Annotated in this window: 18 protein-coding genes; all 18 read left to right on the forward strand. The window is 58.3% G+C overall.

The features are described 5' to 3' along the window. Positions 1-7: 7 nt before the first annotated feature. The 18 genes from U1A53_RS17645 (at position 8) to U1A53_RS17730 (ending at position 19,903) form a co-directional block, all read left to right on the forward strand. Positions 8-949 carry a glycosyltransferase gene (locus U1A53_RS17645; protein WP_322283005.1) on the forward strand — a complete coding sequence of 314 codons (942 nt, stop codon included), beginning with the start codon at positions 8-10 and terminating at the stop codon, positions 947-949. A gap of 28 nt (positions 950-977) precedes the next feature. After that, entirely contained in the window at positions 978-1,907 is a 930-nt protein-coding gene (locus U1A53_RS17650; protein WP_322283006.1) for a glycosyltransferase, read from the forward strand. A 17-nt stretch (positions 1,908-1,924) separates the two neighbouring features. Next, positions 1,925-2,827 carry a hypothetical protein gene (locus tag U1A53_RS17655; protein ID WP_322283007.1) on the forward strand — a complete coding sequence of 301 codons (903 nt, stop codon included), beginning with the start codon at positions 1,925-1,927 and terminating at the stop codon, positions 2,825-2,827. A 31-nt stretch (positions 2,828-2,858) separates the two neighbouring features. After that, complete coding sequence (locus U1A53_RS17660; protein WP_322283009.1) at positions 2,859-4,022, forward strand: glycosyltransferase family 4 protein; 1,164 nt, start codon at positions 2,859-2,861, stop codon at positions 4,020-4,022. 14 nt (positions 4,023-4,036) lie between these two features. Continuing rightward, complete coding sequence (locus U1A53_RS17665; RefSeq protein ID WP_322283010.1) at positions 4,037-4,933, forward strand: glycosyltransferase; 897 nt, start codon at positions 4,037-4,039, stop codon at positions 4,931-4,933. A gap of 204 nt (positions 4,934-5,137) precedes the next feature. Further along, positions 5,138-5,575: an acyltransferase gene (locus U1A53_RS17670; RefSeq protein WP_322283011.1), complete on the forward strand. Its 438-nt coding sequence runs from the start codon at positions 5,138-5,140 to the stop codon at positions 5,573-5,575. Then, positions 5,572-6,330: an FkbM family methyltransferase gene (locus U1A53_RS17675; RefSeq protein ID WP_322283012.1), complete on the forward strand. Its 759-nt coding sequence runs from the start codon at positions 5,572-5,574 to the stop codon at positions 6,328-6,330. Before U1A53_RS17670 ends, U1A53_RS17675 begins: the two co-directional genes overlap by 4 nt. A 20-nt stretch (positions 6,331-6,350) precedes the next feature. Next, on the forward strand, positions 6,351-8,585 hold the full coding sequence (locus U1A53_RS17680; protein ID WP_322283014.1) for a glycosyltransferase: 2,235 nt from the start codon (positions 6,351-6,353) through the stop codon (positions 8,583-8,585). Positions 8,586-8,592: 7 nt separating this feature from the next. Next, on the forward strand, positions 8,593-9,267 hold the full coding sequence (locus U1A53_RS17685) for an acyltransferase (protein ID WP_345786497.1): 675 nt from the start codon (positions 8,593-8,595) through the stop codon (positions 9,265-9,267). Position 9,268: 1 nt separating this feature from the next. Then, the gene (locus tag U1A53_RS17690) at positions 9,269-10,624 is read left to right on the forward strand and encodes an O-antigen ligase family protein (protein WP_322283015.1); all 1,356 of its coding nucleotides are present in this window, start codon (positions 9,269-9,271) and stop codon (positions 10,622-10,624) included. A 27-nt stretch (positions 10,625-10,651) separates the two neighbouring features. Further along, complete coding sequence (locus tag U1A53_RS17695; protein WP_322283017.1) at positions 10,652-11,806, forward strand: glycosyltransferase family 4 protein; 1,155 nt, start codon at positions 10,652-10,654, stop codon at positions 11,804-11,806. A gap of 11 nt (positions 11,807-11,817) precedes the next feature. Next, positions 11,818-13,017: a glycosyltransferase family 4 protein gene (locus U1A53_RS17700; protein WP_322283019.1), complete on the forward strand. Its 1,200-nt coding sequence runs from the start codon at positions 11,818-11,820 to the stop codon at positions 13,015-13,017. Between the two features lie 61 nt (positions 13,018-13,078). Beyond that, positions 13,079-13,456: a DapH/DapD/GlmU-related protein gene (locus U1A53_RS17705; RefSeq protein ID WP_322283020.1), complete on the forward strand. Its 378-nt coding sequence runs from the start codon at positions 13,079-13,081 to the stop codon at positions 13,454-13,456. A 14-nt stretch (positions 13,457-13,470) separates the two neighbouring features. Continuing rightward, complete coding sequence (locus U1A53_RS17710; RefSeq protein ID WP_322283021.1) at positions 13,471-14,553, forward strand: glycosyltransferase family 4 protein; 1,083 nt, start codon at positions 13,471-13,473, stop codon at positions 14,551-14,553. Beyond that, complete coding sequence (locus U1A53_RS17715; RefSeq protein ID WP_322283023.1) at positions 14,541-16,175, forward strand: glycosyltransferase; 1,635 nt, start codon at positions 14,541-14,543, stop codon at positions 16,173-16,175. The genes U1A53_RS17710 and U1A53_RS17715 overlap by 13 nt, the downstream gene beginning before the upstream one ends. A 39-nt stretch (positions 16,176-16,214) precedes the next feature. Further along, the gene (locus U1A53_RS17720) at positions 16,215-17,465 is read left to right on the forward strand and encodes a glycosyltransferase family 4 protein (RefSeq protein ID WP_322283025.1); all 1,251 of its coding nucleotides are present in this window, start codon (positions 16,215-16,217) and stop codon (positions 17,463-17,465) included. A gap of 343 nt (positions 17,466-17,808) precedes the next feature. Continuing rightward, positions 17,809-18,621: a hypothetical protein gene (locus tag U1A53_RS17725; RefSeq protein WP_322283026.1), complete on the forward strand. Its 813-nt coding sequence runs from the start codon at positions 17,809-17,811 to the stop codon at positions 18,619-18,621. A gap of 7 nt (positions 18,622-18,628) precedes the next feature. Then, the gene (locus U1A53_RS17730) at positions 18,629-19,903 is read left to right on the forward strand and encodes a hypothetical protein (RefSeq protein ID WP_322283028.1); all 1,275 of its coding nucleotides are present in this window, start codon (positions 18,629-18,631) and stop codon (positions 19,901-19,903) included. Positions 19,904-19,913: the final 10 nt, after the last annotated feature.

Below are 19,913 nucleotides of genomic sequence, written 5' to 3' on the forward strand. Positions count from 1 at the left end.
CGTCCATATGCAATCTAAACCGCAACTGTCAGTTATCATGGTGGTGAAGAACTGCGCAGAGTACTTGTCGCAGGCGATCGACAGCGTTATTGAGCAAACCATGCAGGACTTCGAATTCATCGTCATTGATGATGCTTCGAGCGACAGCACTTTGTCCATGCTCCAGTCTGCGGCACAGAGGGATGATCGCATCAAACTGGTGGCGCATACCTCGAAGGGACTGACGGCTGGGCTAAACGTGGCTTTGAGAGCTGCCAGTGCCGAATACATCGCGCGAATGGATGGCGACGATGTTTGCCTGCCAGCTCGATTTGAAAAGCAGTTGTACTATTTGCAGTCGCACCCGGAGTGTGTCGCGATCGGCTCCGAGGTTATGCTGATCGATTCCTATGGACGAAGTATTGCTCCACGAACACATCCCGCCAGCCATGATGTCATCCGTCAGCGACTGGTGGTTGGCGATGGCGCAGCCATGACCCACCCCGCGATCATGATGAGAGCTGCCAGCGTTCATCAAGTCGGCGGCTACGACGAGCGCTTCGAGACGGCGCAGGACTTGGATCTGTTCATCAAGCTGGGTGAGGTAGGGCAGTTGCACAACCTTGCGGAAACGTTGCTGCTATGGAGGCAGCATCGAGCCAGCGTCAATCATACCAAGTATCACACATGGCGCAGGCTGAAGGCTCTCGCGGTCGCCGAGACCATCAGGCGAATCGGTGCTGATGAATACGCGGCTGTGATGTTTGCGGAGCAAGAAGTTCCCACGCTGGCGCAATCGGATCTTCAAATCGCGGATCGCGCCTTCTACTCGGGCCACATCCGCACCGCCGCGATCTACTTGATTCGCAGCCTCCGCGTTCCCGGTCTTCGGCGCGGAGCGCTGGCTCGTTCCGTCCGCTGGGTGCCCCACTTCCTTGTGTCCAAACTTCGGCGTCCCACGATAGCCTGACTCATTCACAAAAATCACTCACACTCCTATGAGCGAAGCCACTCTTTCTGTTGTCATTTGCGCATACAATCCAAGGCGCGACTTCCTCGAGAAGGCGCTGCAATCATTGAAGGCTCAAACGCTTGACGCCATGCAGTGGGAACTGGTGCTGGTGGACAATGCTTCCTCGCCGCCCATTTCCAAACTCTTCGATCTCTCATGGCATCCTAAAGCGAGGCATGTAGTAGAGACCAAGCTCGGTTTGTCCAATGCCAGGTTCTGCGGCATCTGTGAAAGCACGGCGCCTCTGATTGTGTTCGTCGATGACGATTGCATTCTTGATCCAAACTACCTTGAGCACGCACATGCAATTGCTACCTCGCATCCATCACTAGGCACCTGGGGCGGACAATGCCTGCCAAGCCTGGAAGCACCGATGCCTGAGTGGTTCCGCCCTTATGAGTATCTGCTCACGGTGCGCCGGTTGGAGCGCGATCAATGGTCCAATCTCGGCCTGGACACCGATACGATTCCTTTTGGTGCAGGCCTCTGCCTGAGGCGCGATGTCGCCGAGGCCTATGCAGACGGCGCAGCCTCCTCGCTCTCCGGGAAGCTGGGAAGAACAGGCGGCTCACTGGTCGGCGGCGATGATGTGGATATTTGCATGACTGCTTTGAAGCTTGGCTATGGCACAGGTCTTTTCGCCAAGTTGACACTTCTTCATCAAGTGGCCGCAAAGCGGTGTGAAGACGCCTATCTGCTGCGCCTCCTGGAAGGCACCGAATACAGCGACACGGTCATTCGACATCTTTACAACGCACCGGTTCGCACGGCGCGCGGCAAACTCGAAACACTGCGCCGCTGGTGGAACCAAATGCGCATGCCACCTGCGACGCGTGAAGTCTGGCGTGCGCAAGGAAGAGGCCGAAAGCGTGCCGCCGAGGAAATCGCCGGCGGACAATGGCAGTGCGCGGCCTGATCACGGAATAACCAACCATGAAATTAGAATCCATCATCACCATGGCCAATGAGCCGGTGCGTCTGCAATTCCTGGCGCTGGAACGCTCGTTGCGCGCCACCGGATGCGCGCTGCCGATCAAGGTGATTCCTTATGACCAACGCAAGTTCGACCTGCCCGCGAACAGCGAGTGGTGGGAGCTGCCTGACATGGAAGCCTGGCTCACGGAGAAGAAAGCCCATCGGCTCACGCGAAAGTATCAGTGCATGACGGTCGCGAACTATCAGTTCGTGGACGCCGATGTGGTGTTCCTGCGCGACCCTGGCGCTGTGCTCGATGAGCATGACGGCTTCGTGGCCAGTTGCACCGAATGGAACAAACCACAGCACAGCTTCAAGCCCGAGACCGCCGCTATTCTCTCGACACAAAGTTCCACATGGCATCAGAACTTGTTCAGCGTGGGGCAGTTCGCCTGCGATCGACGCATTGCCACATTGGAAGAACTGAAAAGCTGGGTCGAAGGCAAGCCGTTCGAGCATGTCTGCTTGCGGAACTACAGCTCCGATCAGGTCGGCATTAACTTGCTCGTGGCGCAAGCGCGCGTGCCCTTCAAGAATCTCACGCTGCCGCCTGTGCTGATGCAGTCCACATGGGCTGGCGATTATCCCGGCGAATTCGAATCGCTGTGGCGCGATCAAACACGCAAGCCCTATCTTGTTCATTGGGCAGGGCCAGCACTCCAGCAGGATCTGCCGATCAATGATCTCTTCTATCAGTTCCTCACGCGCGCCGAGATCCAGGAGTGGAAGGACCAACAAGCCCAACGCCAGCAAGCAGCGCTGAAACGTGGCCACTGGCCCTGGGCTGTGCGCCTGCTGAACCGTACCGTGCGCCTGCTGGACAAACGCTTCTGGGTGCAATGGAAGCCGGTGGATGTGTGAGCTTCGTTCTTTTCTGAACAGATCATCACCTGTGACTAAAATCTCCATCGCATCCTTGCTGGCCCCCACGTCTGTCGGCGGACTGGCCTCCTACCAGCAACGGTTGGCTGAGGGGCTCTTTGCTACTGCGAGATATGATGTCAGCCTGCTGGCGCTGACGGAACCGAGCCTGCCATCTCTTGCTGTCATGAATAGCGGCCGTATGGCAGTTGAGATGGTTCCTGGACGGAACTCGTTCCAATCCTGGACGCCTGTGTTGCGCAGTCTGGCATCAAGACCTCTTCTGCTGCCGGTGCTGCGAATGCTGATGAACAAGCTGCTGTCGCCTTCAAAGCTTGCTGCCCGGCTGCAAAACACCCAGGCGCTGCACTTCGTGGGCACGGGCTGGGATTTTCTGGGTTTCTCGTTGATGAAGGCCGCCAGAACAGCGGGAACTCGATTTACGATCTGGCCGGCGGTGCATCCGAAAAACTGGGGAGACGATCAAATCGACATCAGTCTCTACAGCCAGGCGGACGCCATTTTTTGCCAGTCGGATTACGAGAAGCGTCATTTGGAAAGTCTCGGCGTGCCTGTGGCAAAGCTGGTTCGGTGCGGCCTGCCACCCATGTGCAAGGCGAATGGCGATGGTGAGAGGCTTCGTCAATCTCTGGACATTTCTAAGCGACCCACCGTGCTGTTTTTGGGTCGTCGCGATGAGGGCAAGGGCTATCCGGCCCTGCTTGAGGCCTGGCCTCTGGTGTTACGACAGTGTTCAGACGCGGTGCTGCTCCTCGCAGGCCCTGGCGATGCCGATCAGCAGAGATTGTCGCTCATACCGCCTGCCAATGTGCGCGACCTTGGTTGTCCAGATGAGCAGCGGAAAGCTGATGCTTATGCAGCTTGTGATGTCTTTTGTCTTCCATCCGCCCACGAGTCCTTTGGCATCGTGTATGTCGAAGCCTGGTCGTATGGCAAACCTGTCCTTTGTGGCACTGCTCCAGCAAGCCGAGAGCTTGTGGAAGATGGTGTTACAGGTGTGTGGGCTGATCAGCAGCCGCAGCAACTGGCCTCGAGCCTGCTGCGGCTGCTGTTAGACCCGGAATACGCCCTGCAGCTCGGTGTGTCGGGTATGCAGCATCAACGGATGAACTACACCGCAGAGCACATGCTCGACTCCCACATGAAAGCCTGGGGAGCTGTCTCGCTCAATTGAAGCAAACCTTCGATATGGTTCGCGCATCTATCATCATCCCGACGTGCAATCGTCCTGAAGACCTGCGGCGTTGCCTGCAGACTCTTCAACCGCAGCTCGACACTCAGCTCTGCGAGGTGATTGTGGCAGACGACAGTCGTGATGAACGCACACGCCAGCTCTTGGCGGCACAGTTTCCTTGGGTCAAAGTCATTCCAGGCCCACGCTGCGGCCCTGCTGCCAACCGCAACGCAGGCGCGTGCCATGCCACCGGCCTATGGCTCATCTTCATTGATGACGATGTCATTCCAGAGCCTGGTTTTTTGAAGGCTTATCTGGATGTCTTGAACGAAGCAGGCGATCACGGCATCTTCCACGGTCTCACACGGTCCATGCCTGCGACCAGCTCACTGCTATGGGAGGCTCCCGAGGTTTTGGAGAAACTGGATCTCTTTCCGTCCTGCAACTTTGCTATTCGCCGAAGCCTCTACGAGCAAGCGGGTGGATTTGATGAGCGCTTCAATCCCTCGTTCGAAGACATGGAGTTTTCCTCACGACTGAAAGCGCAAGGCGAGGAGTGCAGGTTCGTCCCCGAGGCTGCCGTCCATCATCCGCGCAGGCCGCTGCCTGCACCAGGCAAGCTCGCGCGTCGCTGGGAGACACGTGTGATCTCCGCTCTCGACTTGGGAGCCCGACCAGGTGTGCTCGCCCTATTGCTCACGAAGCATGTGGCGATGGTCATTCTCTCGCGCTTCCGCAACAGAGGCATGTCTTGGGATTCAGCGCGCGCAGGCGTGGTCTTTGCGCGTGAGTTTGCCTGGTTCATCTGGCTGCTGCCTGCCTGGTTGTGGAAGCACGCCAAGTCCACGCGCAGCCCGTTTTGGGAAATGCAGCAAGCGCTGGGAAAAGCACCGCGACGTTACGGCTTGTAGCCATTCGTTGAAGCGAAGACACCGATGAGTATCCAAGAAATTATCCAGCGGGCGTCGCGGCGTTGTGACTTGCTCCCTGGCCCTGTCCAGTGGCTGCGCATGACCTTGCTGCGGTTGCGCGGCGCGCGGATCGGGAGTGGGACTTGGCTTCCGCGGGTGCGGGTTCCTTGGCCTCATCAGTTGTCGATTGGCCGTCGCTGCACCGTGGAACCGGATGTCTATTTCAAACATGATGGTTTCTGGAAGCCCGGACCTTCCATCCAGATCGGCGATCGCGTGTTCATCGGCTGCGGCACCGAGTTTAACATCCGTGAGGGCATCACCATCGGCGACGACTGCCTGATCGCCTCCGGCTGCACCTTCATCGACAGCGATCATGGAACGACGCCGGGCCAGCCGATGAATGTTCAGCAGGGCCGTGGTTCACCCATCGTGATCGAGGACAATGTCTGGCTTGGCGCGCAATGCGTCGTGCTGAAAGGCGTGCGTCTGTGCAGCGGGGCGATCATCGGGGCTGGATCAGTCGTCACCAAATCCGTTCCGGCAGGCGAAGCCTGGGCCGGGGTGCCTGCACGGCGTCTGCGGGCATCCGGGACACCACTTCAGCCATCACATTCCAACAGCCAAACAACACATTCATGATTCTCTCCAAAAAACTCCCGCCAATGTTCCATAACCGTCGTGTTCTGGTTTCAACACAGGCTTATCGGCGCTATTACCTGCACAGCTTGACATCAATCCATGCGGATCTGTTTCAAAGTGTCGAGAACTGGATTCGTCCGGGAGACACTGTCTGGGATGTGGGTGCCAACTGCGGGATTTTCACCTACGCAGCCGCTGTGCTCGCTGGCGCGAAGGGGCGGGTGATCGCCATCGAGGCAGACGTTCAGTGCGCGTCGCTCATTGACCGTTCCCGCAAGTATCGGCTGGCCGAGGAGGCGCCGGTTGTCTTGTGCCCATTTGCCGTTTCGGAGAGCAGCGGAACTGTACAGTTTCAATTGTCCGCCTACCGCTCGGCAGCCAACAGCCTGAGTGGATTTGGCCGATTTGAGGCCGGGGGAATCCAGCTTGAGGTTCCCGTGTTTTCCTTGGACAGCCTGCGTGCAGGTCTGCCGGATCCGACCGTCATCAAGATTGATGTCGAAGGTGCTGAGCATCTGGTTTTGAACGGTTGCATCGAGACACTGCGCCAGTGCCGGCCGGTGCTCGTTTGTGAATGCACCGGGGGAGAAACCGGTATCGCCATTGAGAACCTGCTGCGTGAGGTCGGTTACGCGTGGCGATCCATGACGGCCAGCGACACCACGCCTTTCACCCAGGATCAGATCACCTGTTCGGACATCGTGGCGCTGCCGACGGAGCATGCGCGTTGCACTCCGTACGCGGTTCGTGCCTAGCAAACTCAGGCCTCACTGATATGAAGATCGCTGCGACAGGATATGTCTCTGAACAGGCTGGCAGTGTGGCCTCGGCCAATGCACTGCTGCTGCGCGCTCTGTTGGACGCCGGGCACGAAGTGGACTTCTTCTCCAAGCCGTCGTTTGTCGATCCACGGCCTTCAGTTGGCGAGCGTGTGGGATTTCGCTTCATTTGCACGGACAATGTGCGCGCGGACCGGTTTCGGGCGCGGGTGCAGCGGGTGCCGTTGCTCGGCTTTCTGGCCTGCCGCTGGGATTGCTCCAGTTACCTTCGTTTGCTGCTGCGTCTCATGCAGCGCGAGCATCAAACCCGACGCTATGATCTCTGTCTGTGGCTTGGCGACTATGTTCCTGGCCGCGTGAAAGGGGTGCCGATGGTCAGCTTTGCGCAAGGGCCTCCTGGCACCGATGCGCGCTCGATTGTTGCCCGTTATCACGAGATTCGCAGGCTCGCGGGCCGTTGGAAAGCACTGAAGTGGTGGCTGTTGGCGCAACTTCGGCTCTCAGTCGTGGGACTTCCAAATTTTAAGCATTCGGATCACATCATTGTTGGCAGCGAGCAAGCGCGCCAGACACTGCACCATCGTTATGGCGTGTCTCCGACGCGCACCTCGGCCATGCCGTATCCGATTGATCTGGATCTCTTCCGTCCGGCACCTTCAGGCCCGGCAGCATGCGACACACCCCTGCGTGTGCTCTGGTTGGGCCGCATCATTCCCCGCAAGCGTCTGGATCTCTTCCTGGATGGCTTGCAGACAGCGATCCGGCGCGGTTTGCCAGTGAAGGCGACGATTGTCGGCGGCTCTGGCTTCATCCCCGGCTATGAGAAGTTGATCGAGGCGTTTCCCTTTCCGGATCGTTTGAAGTGGATCAAAGGCATGCCGCGTGAGCAGGTGCCAGCGTTGCTCCAGCAGCATGATGTGCTGGTGCAGCCGAGCGACGAAGAAAACTTTGGTTCATCCGTCGCTGAGGCTCAGGCCTGCGGATTGCCGGTCATCGTCGGACACACCAACGGCAACGCGGATTACCTCTGCGCCCGTGACATTCATCTCGCTGACGACCGTCCAGAGACATTCGCCAGAGCACTGGTGCAACTGTGTGCTCAACCGGCAGGATCACCCGCTGAGTCCCGGGCGCTGGCGGAGCAGCATTTCGATCTCAGCCGCCTGACCGAGCAGTTCACCACCATCCTGCACGCGGTAACTCAAACCACCTGCGCAGAACCAAGCCCTCGCATGAAACCGAACATGGAACGCATTGATGTCATCATTCCAACGCTCAAACGACCTGATCACCTCCGGCGGTGCCTTGAGGCCCTGAAAAACCAGGAAACAGCCGTCGATCAGATCTTCGTGGGTGTTCGTGCGGATGATGAACAAAGCCGCGAGCTGATTCGTGAGTTTGAAAGTGTGCTCCCGGTTCGTGCCGTGGAGGCAAAAGGAGTTGGTGTCGTGGGTTCCATGAATTCATGCCTGGCAGAAAGCGATGCCGCTTGGGTGGCGCTGGTGGATGATGATGTGGTGATCCCGCCGCACTGGCTCAGCTCCATGATCGCTCACTTGCGCTCCAGGCCGGATGTCGTGGCGGCTGGCGGCAAAGACTTGCTGATGGACTACCCCGAGATGCGCCGGACCGAGCCGCTGATTCAGGATGTGGGCCTGATTCACTGGTTTGGGCGGATCACAGGCGGTCATCATCGTGGTGGTGGCAAAGCGCGGTTGGTCCAGGTGCTGCGTGGCTCCAACTGTCTGTTCAACGGCGATTTCCTGCGTCGTTGCGGCTTTGAGCGTGAGTTGCGCGGCAAGGGCGCGCAGGTGAACTGGGAACTCGCCTTGGGACTTCAAGCACGCACGAAGAAGCAGCGCATGATTTTTGATCCCACTGTGCAGGTCATTCACAATGTCGCGCCACGTCATGATGGAGACACCGTGCATCGCGGCATCTTCAACTTCACTGGCACCAGCGACATCGCCTTTAACGAAACCTTGGTGGCTTTGAAGCATGGAAGCGGCCTCGTGCGCTGGACGATTCCACTTTGGCAGATCTGCGTGGGCAGCCATGTCTGCCCCGGACTGGCGCGAGCCGTTGATTTTCTGCTGCGCCCAAAAAGTCAGCCGTGGCAGCGATTCGCTGCCACGCTGGCGGGCCGTATCGTGGCTGTCAGGCAGTGCCTTGGCCGGAAGACCGGGGCAGACAACATGTTGGCTGATCAAGTTCCCGCCGCCGCTCGATGAAAAATCGATGATCACTTTCCTTCTGCATCACCGCACCAAACCGCAGTTGTTCAGCCGCGCCTGGGTGCGCACCTGGCTAAAGCGCATCTGGACGCTGCCCCCGCTGCTGGGCTACTGCCTGCAATCCCTGCGCTGGCGGATGAAAGGCGCGCAGATCGCCTCCTCCACCGTCATGGCGCAACTGACCGTGCATGGTGACGCCAGAAATCTTGCCATCGGTGACTGCTGCTGTCTCGGCATCACCCGCATGCAGACGCATGAGCGCATTCAAATCGGCAACTGTGTCGTGATCAACGATGGCGTCAGGCTCATCACCGGCTCGCATGACATTCACTCGCCCACTTATGAGCATGTTTTCGCGCCGATTGTGATCGAGGACCATGCGTGGATCGCGACGGATGCGATGATCTTGAAGGGCGTGACGATCGGACGTGGTGCCGTGGTCGCGGCAGGAGCGGTTGTCGTCAAAAACGTCCGTCCGTTCAGCGTGGTTGGCGGCAATCCGGCCAAAGAAATCGGTTCCCGCAACATCGAGAGCTTCAATTACATCCCGTCGTCATGGTTTGCACCAGTGATGGCCTGGGTGGGTCGGAATCCCGTGATTGATCGATTGGAACCAGCAATGGGGGCCGCTGCCGAGCCGCCGACGATCTCGTTGCCGAAGGAACTTCTCCCGCACTGACATGGAGTGGCTCATTTCCATCTTGATCGTGCTGCCGGCCTTCTATCTGGCCGCGTCACGTTCCAGTTATCTGCTCGACTATGTGTTCTTCGTCGTCGCGTTGAACCGTGGTATCCGCAGACTCGTGGATTACTACATCAATGAGGCTTTCAACCCGCTATCGACCATCAGCCTGACGCCGCTGGTCGTCAGCGCACTGCTGCTGCTCCCTGTGCTGGGGCGTTTCAACCAGCTCAGCCCGAAGACGCGCAAGATCGCAGCTCTGATCACCTTGGCGCTGGTGCATGGACTGGCGGTGGGCGTGCTGAACTCGGGCATCGGAGCCGTGTATTCGATGGGCGAGTGGATGGCGGGCTTTGGCGCGTTCTTATTCGCAGCGACGGCGCCGGTTTCATCAGCGACGGCAGACCGCTGGTTAAAGTCATCTGGTTATGCCGCGTTGCTTGTGGCGCTGTATGGTTGGTATCAATACCTCACCATTCCTCCCTGGGACGCCTTTTGGGTCACCGAGGTGAAATTTGTGGGCTACCTCGGTCAGTTGCGGCCGACAGAGATGTCTGTGTTCTCCACCATGCATGAACGTGGCCCCTGTGCGAGCTTCCTGGCCTGGGCGGCGATTCCCATGATCCTGCACCCGCGCTGGCGCATTCTCGGTGGTTGGTTGACGATCCTGCTGCTGTTCTCGGTGGTGCTGCTGACACTGAGCCGCAGCATGTTGATCATCGTCGCACTGGTGGCGTTGTTGCAGCCAGCTTTGTCCAAAGGACGCGGCCTGGGCCGGGTGTTGTTTTTTGCCGCGCTGCTGTCCATCGGTGCAAACTACGGACTGGAACACATGCCTGGTGCGGAGCGCATTCAACAGCGCTTTGAAACAGTGAAGGACATCCAGAACGATGGTTCTTACCAAGGGCGCCTGGAAATTCTCACCACCGGCATTCCGTGGGTGCTGAAACACCCGCTGGGCCTCGGACTTGGCAGTTCCGGCTTCGGCGCAGGACGCATCGGCGGCGGTGCGAAGGAAGGCTGGTGTGACAGCGGTTACATCGAGGTGTTCAGCCAGTTCGGCTGGATTGGTGGTCTCGCCTTCTTCGCTGCGATGGCGCAAATCTGGAATGAACTGACGCGTCGCATTCGTCAGGGCGGCAAAGACGCCTTCCTTTTCACCGGCCGCGCCGTGCTGCTCGGCTGCCTGGTGTTCCTCTACGTCGGCAACGTTTTCGGCGGCTTCTCGCTCTTCTGGGTCTTCCTCGGCATCTCGCTCAACCGCCTGACGAAGCCCGTCGTGAAGTCCCGTCAGGTGGTGCCGGCAGTCATTCCCTCAATGCCATGGGACATGCCGCGCACTGCTCTTGGATGAAACTTTGAAACTCAAACACAAATCACAATGAAAATCGCCTACGCCATGATCAACTGCAACCGCCGGGACGGCAGCGCCCGCGCGGTGAACGAAGTCGCCGAACGTCTGGCGCGCACACACGAGGTGCATCTCTATGCGCGCAAGGCGGAGGACCTCGACCTCTCGCGCATTGCATGGCATCGCGTGCCAGGCGTGAACTGGGCGGAGGTGATCGACTTCGGCAGCTACTATCTTGAAGTGAACCGCCGTGTGCGTCCTGGCCAGTTTGAAATTGTCCACACCATTGGCTGCAACACACAACGAGGCAATGTGGTCACCATTCAAAACATCCAACCGGCGAAGAAGCAGATCCTCGACCGTCTTGGCCGTGATGAAAAAGTTTCTCCTGCACGACGTCTCACACGCTGGCTGTATTTAAGTGCCACCTGCGCCGCAGAGAAGCGCCTGTATCAGCACAAGCCCGGACGAAGGGCTCCCATGTTCCTTCCGGTGTCGCGTGGCGTCGCGGCGGAGTTGCAGAAGCACTACAATATCGGTCCGGCGCAGGTGCGGATCGTGCCAAATGCGGCGGACACAGAGCGCTTTAAGCCGCTCAGCACCGAAGCACGCCAGGCATGGCGCGCGCAAAACAACGTGCCGCAGGATCAACTGATGGCGATCTTCGCTGGCGGCGAATGGGCGCGCAAAGGCCTCGATTTTGCCATTCAGGCGATGGGGCATCTCAAAGATGTGCCACTGACACTGTTCGTGGCCGGCGATGACCCCGACCGCGCGCGCTTCATCAACATGGCACGCGATGCAGGCGCGGCGGATCGCGTCATCTTCGGCGGCTTCCGCAAGGACATGCCGCAGGCGCTTGGCGCGGCGGATTTCTTTCTGTTCCCGAGTTGGTATGAGGCTTTCAGTCTCGCCACGATCGAGGCTGCGGCCTGCGCACTGCCGGTGGTGGCCACGCGCATCAACGGCACGGAGGATTTCATCTCTCCAGGAGAGAATGGCGACTTCATCGAGCATGATGCGGAGCAGATCGCCACTGTGCTACGAAGGCTGTGCGCGCAGCCGGATCATCTGAAGGTCATGGGTGCCAATGCACGCGAGCGGGTGGAGATGAGCTACACCTGGGACCGGATCGCACAGATGACCGAGGACGCCTACAAGGCCTATTTGAGCAGCTCGAACTGATTTTCACCACCATGCACATTCTTGTCGTCAGTCATTCCTGCGCCACAGCGCTCAATCAGGAAATCTATGCGCGCATTCAGCGTGAAACCGGCTGGAAGATCACCGTGGTGATCCCGGACCGCTGGCATGATGAGTTTGGCAATGCCTTGCGGCAGGAACCCTGCCAAGGACTGGAAACTTCGCTGATCCGCTGTGCCGTGTGGAAGAATGGCAGCATCATCTTCCACGTCTATCGCATGCGCTGGCAACGCTTCCTGCGCGAACTGAAACCGGACGTGATCTACATGAATCACGAGCCATATGCTCTGGCCACGGCGCAGGTGTGCTGGGCGAACAATCGCTCCATCCGAGTGCCATTTGGCTTCTACTCCTGCCAGAACATCAACAAGCAGTATCCGCGGCCGTTCTCGTGGTTGGAATCCATGGTGTATCGTTCATCGAGCTTTGCGCTGCCGATCACCGATCGCGTGGCGGATGTGTTGTCAGCAAAAGGCTATCGCGGCAGACAAACAGTCTGTGCACTGCCGCTGGATCCCGAACGCTATCATCCGCGCTTGAGGGCGACTCCACCAGAACGCTTTCCCCAGACAAACGCCCCCGTGATCGGCTATGTGGGCCGTTTGATTGAGCCGAAAGGTCTGCGCACTCTCGCCACAGCCCTTGGTGGCATTCGTGATCTCGACTGGTGCATGGTGTTGGTGGGCACGGGCGGGTTTCAGCCGGAGTTTGAGCGTCTGCTGACCGAACGCGCGGTGCGTGACCGTGTTTTCTTTGCTGGATACGTTCCGCACGATGAAACGCCGCGATGGCTGGCCTCGATGGACATGCTGGTGCTGCCTTCCGAGACCCAGCCGAACTGGGAGGAGCAGTTTGGCCGCGTGATTCCTGAGGCGATGGCCTGCGGTGCCGCCGTGGTCGGTTCAGACTCTGGCGAGATCCCGCATCTCATCCGTCAAAGTGAAGGCGGTCTTGTGTTTACGCAGCGTCAGCCGGACGAACTTGCCACTGTGCTGCGCCAGCTCGTCATGGGACCGAAGCTGCGCCGTCAGCTTGCGGAAAACGGCCGTCGCTGGGTGGAACGAGACATTTCGGTGCCTGCGGTGGCGCAGAAAATGATCGACGCTTTTGGAACCGCGGCCGCAAGCAAAGAGCGCGAGTGCGTCGAGAAACTTCAGCCGCTCAAACCAAGCCATGCGTTTGCACAGTCCTGAACTGCTCTGGAAGTGGAGCCGCGAGTTGCATCGTCGCGGTTGGAGTCTTCCGGCGCGCCTGGTGAAGACGCTGAATTTCGCGCTGCACAAGTGTCTGCTGCCTGCAGAGGCCGAAGTGGGCGATGGCGTGATTCTGGAGCACTATGGGATGGGCATTGTGATGCATCCGCAGGTGCGCATCGGCAACCGCTGCCGCGTTTATCATCATGTCACGCTTGCGGCGGAGACGTGGATTGGTTCTCCGCATTTTATCAAACTCGAAGACGATGCAACCATCGGCGCACACAGCATTGTGGTGGCAAGACCGAACACACCACTGACAATCGGTCGCAAATCCGTGCTCGGAGCGGGATCGGTGCTGACGAAAGATGTTCCCCCATTTGAAATCTGGGCCGGTAATCCGGCCCGCAAGATCGGCGAAGTGCCGCAACCTTTATGATCGCACAGCTTGGCATGCATTTGAAAGCTTCCGCAGGCGGAGTGGACCGTTATTTCAACGCCTTGAACACCACACTGGCCCGCCAGAGCGTGCAGACGACGGCGTATGGCTTTGGCGAGACATCTGAAGACAGCAGCCTCGGCCCGGTGAACAAGCCGCTCATGCAGAGGTGGAAGGCGGTACGGCAGCAGGTTATTCCACAGCGTGGAAAACTGCTGGCATCTCATTTTGCGCTTTATGCGCTGCCTGCGGTGCTTGGCCGGCGCTGGGACGCGCATGTGGTACATTTCCACGGACCGTGGGCGAGTGAATCGAAACGCGAGGGTGGGAAACTACACACGGTCTTTTGCAAACGGCTGATGGAAAAATCGGTCTATCAACGCGCAGATCGCTTCATCGTCCTGTCAAAGGCGTTCCGCGACCAGCTCTGCCAAGGGTATGGCGTGTCTGAGGATCGCGTGCATGTGGTTCCTGGCGGTGTGGAGACAGACAAGTTCGCTCCCGTCGATGTCGTGGAAGCACGCCATCGACTCGTGTGGCCGCAAAAGCAGAAGATCATCGTCTGCGTTCGTCGGCTGGCCAGGCGAATGGGTTTGGAGACGTTGATTGAGGCGTTTGGCAAGGCCACCGTTCATCATCCCGACGTGAAGCTCATGATTGGAGGGCAGGGGCCGCTGCGTGAGGAACTGGAGCAGCAGGTGCTGAGGGCGGGGCTGGCCAAGAACGTGCAATTTCTTGGGTTCGTCCCGGAAAGCGTGCTGCCCTCGGTTTATGCTGCAGCAGACCTGTCGATTGTGCCGAGCGCGGCGCTGGAAGGCTTTGGATTGATCTCTCTCGAATCACTGGCCTGCGGCACACCGGTGCTGGTGACGCCCGTGGGTGGTTTGCCTGACACGGTGAAAGGCCTGGGAGATGACTTGGTGCTGAAAGGCACGGGGGCAGATCAAATCGCCGAAGGACTGCGTGGCTGGCTGGATGGGACGCTGCGTCTGCCGTCGCGCGAAGCATGTCGCGAGCATGTGATGCGTGGGTTCACCTGGGACAGCATCGCACGGAGAGTCTGCGAGGTTTACCGCGAAGCAGGATGGCAGCCATGATCATGATGAAGAGAAACGCACGCATTGCATTGATGGTACTGTTGACCGCTGGATTGTGGCTGGCCTTGAAGCCGACGATTGGCAACCGGCGACTCACATTTCTGCCAGTGCGGTGGTCGGAGTATGTCGATTTTATGGATTTCTGGTTCAATCTGGGCGCGTTCGGGCTTCTCGGGATCACCGCCTGGCTGGCGTTTGGGACGAAGGAGAAGATTTTGAGCAGGGCGTTTGTGATGGTCGGCATCATCACGCTGCTGAATGTGCTGCTTGAGCTGGTTCAAACGTCGATTCCAGGCAGAGCGGTGGACATGGCCGATCTGTGGGCGGGCCTGCTTGGATGTGTGATAGGAATTGCGAGCGGGCTGGTCAGTCAGCGGCTGATGAACGGCAGGCACCCCAACAATGCCGTGCCGCAGGTGCTGTTTCTCGATCAAACTGGTCGCCTGGGCGGTGCGGAACTGATGCTGCTCGACATCGCCTCCGCACGTGCTGCTGACAGTGAAGTAATTTTGTTCCATGACGGCGAGTTTCGTGCGGCACTGGAGAGCGCAGGCGTGAAAACAAGAGTTTTCAGGCTTGGCGATGAAGCTTCGGCAGTGGACAGACAGGCTGGCTTGAGCCGCGCTTTACGATGTGTGCCGGGTCTGGTCGATCTGATGCTGCGGATCGCACGTGCAGCACGATCGTTCGATGTGGTGTATGCCAATACCGCCAAGGCTCTGATCATCGGCGGTCCTGCGGCCAAGTTGGCCGGGTGTCCGCTGGTGTTCCATCTCCACGACATTGTGGCGGACGGACACTTCAGCGCGCTCAACCGTCGTTTGCTGATTTTCTGCGCGAACACCTTTGCAAACGCCGTGATCGCCAATTCGGAGGCGACGAAAGCCGCCTTCATCTCCAGCGGAGGCCGTGCGGAGCGCTGTGTGGTGATTCCGAATGGTTTCCTCATTCCAGAAGTCCGATCGACGGCGGCGGACATCGAATCAAGGCGTTCCAGCCTTGGCATTCCACCGGATGCGTGGATTGTTTTGATGGCCGGACGTCTGGCGCACTGGAAAGGGCAGCATGTCCTCTTGGAGGCGCTGCAAGCCATGCCAGATGCACACGCGGTACTGCTTGGAGATGCGCTGTTCACAGATGAAGACCGTGAATATGCCCGCAGATTGCATGTGCAGGCTGCCGTGCCGGCGCTTGCAGGCCGAGTTCACTTTGCGGGTTTTCAATCTGAGACACTTCCGTTTTTCGACATGGCGGATGTGGTGGTTCACGCATCCGTTTTCCCCGAGCCTTTTGGCCGCGTCATCGTAGAAGGCATGCTGGCTTGCAAGCCAGTGATCGCGTCGCGTGCAGGCGGAGCAGCGGAGATTTTGCAGCATGAGCATACGGGTCTGCTGGTGGAACCTGGTAACGCGAGGGAGCTGGCCGATGTCATGATGCGTTTGAAGAACGATCCCAAACTCGCCGCCGATCTTGCGCAAAACGCGCAACGAACTGCGCACGACACTTATGCCCTGCATGCAGTGCAGGCAAAGATCGAGGCCGTGATCCGCGAAACGGCATGCTGTGAAAACGAGCAGGCTCCGGTTGCGGAGACAACCGCGCAGATCAGGCAGGCAGCATGAGCACTTTTTCAAAAACATCCCCCCAAAAAAAACACCGTCATGTGCAGCATTAAATCCAAGCGTCGTATCGCCATTGTCCACGACTGGCTTCCCGTTTATGGCGGAGCTGAAAGAGTGCTTGAGCAAATGCTCAAGGTTTACCCGGACGCCGATCTTTTCAGCCTGATCGACGCCCTTGACGATGAGAGCCGGAAATTCCTGAAAGGGAAGACGGTGAAAACTTCCTTTGTGCAGAGGCTTCCAGGCGGAAAAAAATACTACCGCCACTGCTTCCCGCTGATGCCTCTGGCGATCGAGCAGTTTGACTTCAGCGGTTACGACATGGTGATCTCCAGCAGCTATGCGTTTGCCAAAGGCATCATCACCGGGCCGAGGCAGTTGCATCTGTGCTACTGCCATTCACCCATCCGCTATGCCTGGGATTTGCAGACGCAATATCTCAAAGAATCGAAGCTGGACCGTGGCCTGAAGTCCTGGCTGGTGCGCGGGCTGCTGCATTTCATCCGCATGTGGGACAGCCGTACGGCGGCAGGCGTGGACGCATTCATGGCCAACTCGCGCTTCATCTCACGCCGCATCGAAAAAGTGTACCGCAGGGATGCGACGGTGGTCTATCCACCGGTGAACGTGGAGCGTTTTGAAACATGCCGTGAGAAAGAGAATTTCTATGTGACTGCGTCACGGCTGGTGCCCTACAAGCGCATCGACCTGATCGTGCAGGCCTTCAATGCGATGCCTGACCGTGAGCTTGTCGTGATTGGAGACGGGCCGGAACTGTCCAAACTTCGGCGCCTGGCAGGACCCAATGTGAAGGTGCTCGGCTGGCAGGCCGATGAGGTGCTGAAGGACCACCTGCAGCGCGCCAGGGGTTTTGTCTTTGGTGGCGAAGAGGACTTTGGCATCATTCTGCTGGAGGCGCAGGCCTGCGGCACTCCGGTCATCGCCTACGGACGCGGAGGTGCGCTTGAAACGGTCATCGAGAATGAAACCGGCCTGTTCTTTGGTGAGCAGAACGTTGATTCACTACGGAGCGCCATCGCCGAGTTTGAAACGCGCGAATGGGATGCGCTAAACTGCCGGCTCAATGCGGAACGATTCAGCGCGAGGCTCTTCCGCGAGAGCTTCCAACATTTCGTCGAAGGAGAGTGGGAACGGTTTGAAGCATATTCCACAGGTGTGGAGACACGTCCGGCTGAAGGCAGGTGTGGATGGCAGCAGACCATGCCGGAGGAAGTGATGATCGACGAGGCGGCCCAGGGACTGGGGATGGAGCAGATGCTGCCATCCTGAACGGATTGGAAGGGACGCCACACCGGGCTGCTCACAGCGCCGGTGAATGCCAGGCTTGGCAATCTCAAGGGACTCTCATGCCTTGGCGTGAGTAAGCATTCCCTTAAGGTCATTTAAGCCACGCGACACACCATCGGGTTGCTCATGTGCTTTATAGTTCCTGATGATTCTGATCAATCGAGAGTTCATGGCAAATGGAGTGCTTAAATCGGACGCAGCCCGGCTTTTGGGGCGGCGTTTGATCTCCTTGTGCTGGCTTTTGCCACTGCTGACCTCCGGACAACTGCAGGCGCAGCAAGGCACCGCTGTTTCCGCGAGATTTGCCGCTATCAAAGGGGTGGTGATGGTCTCCACCTCTGGCGGCGGTGAGAAGCAGGTGCAGAAAGGCGACAGTATTCGAGCCGGGACAGTGATCTCGTGTGGTGCCATCGCCGGCGCTCTCTTGAAGCCTCTGCCGACACTGCGCGTGATCATCTATCCCGACACCAAGGTGCGTTTCGATGGAGCGGAAATCCTTTCTGACGGCGGTGGAAATGTGACGTGCAGCATCATTGCGGGAAAGGCCTTGTTTCACATCGGTCAAGACGGTGAGAGTGGCGGGGAAGATTCTTCCACGCCGAAAATCAAAGTGACTGTTCACACCGAGGAAGGTGTGATCGTGAACGACATGGGCGGCAGTCAACAAAGGAGCAACGACACAAACCCGGCAGAGAAGGATGCGAAACAAACTGGTGTCGCGACATGGACGGTACAACACGACGAAGGTAGAACTGTGGTGGCCGTGGGTGAGGGAATGAGCAATGTCAGCATTGGCAAAGGCTCGTCAGCGGCGAATGGAGACGTGGGCGGACAGATCGAGGTGCCGAAAGGGTCGGTGATCTGGTTGTTCAACCGTGGAGGCGGCCGAATCGAGGCCGAGCTGGTGGACACGCTGACCGGCAAAGTCACGAATCTCACCGGCGGGCCATCGCAAGGCGGCAGCGATCTTGTGGAGCAGTCGAAGAAGCAACTCGTCACTCCATCATCCAGTGGAACGTCCTCAACGTTGGGAACGCCGACCACCCAGCCTGGCACTACGCCGACCGGCGGCCCTTCGAACCCCGATTTGTCCAACCCCCAGCCACAACTTCCGGTTGTTTCTGCCGACACCCCCTAACTTCGTGATGAAAAGAAAAAAACCACCCCTGTTCCATCTTTCAGCACCGCTGCTGCTGTGGTGCGTGTTGTTGCATGCTGTTAACACAGAGGGCCAGGACACGCTTCGCGACGAGGCCGCCGGCACAAAAGCCTCGCTCGCCGCGCCAGTGGAAGGAAAAGTGCTCGATCCGAATGACCAGGAAGACGTCTTTTTGGAAGAGTTTATGAACTATGAAATGAAGCTTCTGAAAAATTGGAAGCTGCGGGTGTTTGCTTCCGGCTCCTGGCGCTATGACTCCAATGTTTTCCTGACCAACACCGGGGCACAGAGCGATGTGATGTGGAGCGCACGCCCCGGATTTCAATACTCTTACGGAGACGAGCAGGCGAAGCTGCGGGTGCTGGCGGATTACAACGCGCAGTTCAATTTTTTCGAGAAATTTGAGGCACAGAACTCGGTGAACCAGTTCCTGAGCCTGTCATTGGGCTACCGCATGAAAAAAACGTCGATCAAGTTGTCAGGCAACTTCAATGATGTTGCCGGTGGCGACCTTGACGTGGGCGGTCAGGCGCAGCGGATACAGTTTTCTCCTCAACTGCAGCTGATGTACGAAGTGTCTGAAAAAATCCGCGTTGGCATCAGCGGGCAGCTTCAACGCAGTCATTACGATTCACTGCTTTCGTCCACCACATGGAGATTTGGGTTATTCGCGGACTATGCATTCTCACCACGCTTCCGGCTGGGCGTGCAGTTCAACGAAATGATTCAAGAGGTGGAGCAAAGTGGAAATCAGACTGGGGAGGATTTTCTTGTGCGTGTGGAGTGGGAGGCGGCGCAGAAGGTCTCTCTCACCGGAACTGCCGGCTTTCATCTGCTGCACACGGTTTCCGCAGGCGACAGTGTGCTGCCAGTCGGAACGCTTGGATTCAAGTATGAGGTCGGGCCGAAGACATCCTTGCATGCGAGTGTGTACGCGCGGGCGCAGAACTCGCCCTCGCTCACCGGACAGTATTACCAGTCGGAAGGTGTTCTGGTGGGCATCCAGCAGCAGGTGGGCAGCAAGCTCAACATCGGCGCGGATTTTGGTTATGATTTCTCCGAGTACGGTTCCTATCTCGCCGGTGTGGCGAGCAGCCGTGTGGATCATGTGCGCTTTTTCCGGCCATGGCTGAAGTACACGCTGCACCGTCATCTGTCGCTGGAGCTGTTTTACCAGCACACGACGAACGATTCCTCCGGCGCTGCTGCGCAACCGTTTGTTCGTAATCTATTCGGAGCCGGTCTTACCAGCTCATGGTAGGCGCCTGAAT

This window comes from Prosthecobacter sp. (assembly GCF_034366625.1).
GTDB lineage: Bacteria > Verrucomicrobiota > Verrucomicrobiia > Verrucomicrobiales > Verrucomicrobiaceae > Prosthecobacter.

Bases quoted from the DNA above. Each gene is read 5' to 3' on its own strand.
- U1A53_RS17645 (WP_322283005.1), top strand. From the start codon at position 8: ATGCAATCTAAACCGCAACTGTCAGTTATCATGGTGGTGAAGAACTGC.
- U1A53_RS17650 (WP_322283006.1), top strand. From the start codon at position 978: ATGAGCGAAGCCACTCTTTCTGTTGTCATTTGCGCATACAATCCAAGG.
- U1A53_RS17655 (WP_322283007.1), top strand. From the start codon at position 1,925: ATGAAATTAGAATCCATCATCACCATGGCCAATGAGCCGGTGCGTCTG.
- U1A53_RS17665 (WP_322283010.1), top strand. From the start codon at position 4,037: ATGGTTCGCGCATCTATCATCATCCCGACGTGCAATCGTCCTGAAGAC.
- U1A53_RS17675 (WP_322283012.1), top strand. From the start codon at position 5,572: ATGATTCTCTCCAAAAAACTCCCGCCAATGTTCCATAACCGTCGTGTT.
- U1A53_RS17680 (WP_322283014.1), top strand. From the start codon at position 6,351: ATGAAGATCGCTGCGACAGGATATGTCTCTGAACAGGCTGGCAGTGTG.
- U1A53_RS17685 (WP_345786497.1), top strand. From the start codon at position 8,593: ATGATCACTTTCCTTCTGCATCACCGCACCAAACCGCAGTTGTTCAGC.
- U1A53_RS17690 (WP_322283015.1), top strand. From the start codon at position 9,269: ATGGAGTGGCTCATTTCCATCTTGATCGTGCTGCCGGCCTTCTATCTG.
- U1A53_RS17695 (WP_322283017.1), top strand. From the start codon at position 10,652: ATGAAAATCGCCTACGCCATGATCAACTGCAACCGCCGGGACGGCAGC.
- U1A53_RS17700 (WP_322283019.1), top strand. From the start codon at position 11,818: ATGCACATTCTTGTCGTCAGTCATTCCTGCGCCACAGCGCTCAATCAG.
- U1A53_RS17710 (WP_322283021.1), top strand. From the start codon at position 13,471: ATGCATTTGAAAGCTTCCGCAGGCGGAGTGGACCGTTATTTCAACGCC.
- U1A53_RS17715 (WP_322283023.1), top strand. From the start codon at position 14,541: ATGGCAGCCATGATCATGATGAAGAGAAACGCACGCATTGCATTGATG.
- U1A53_RS17720 (WP_322283025.1), top strand. From the start codon at position 16,215: ATGTGCAGCATTAAATCCAAGCGTCGTATCGCCATTGTCCACGACTGG.
- U1A53_RS17725 (WP_322283026.1), top strand. From the start codon at position 17,809: ATGGTCTCCACCTCTGGCGGCGGTGAGAAGCAGGTGCAGAAAGGCGAC.
- U1A53_RS17730 (WP_322283028.1), top strand. From the start codon at position 18,629: ATGAAAAGAAAAAAACCACCCCTGTTCCATCTTTCAGCACCGCTGCTG.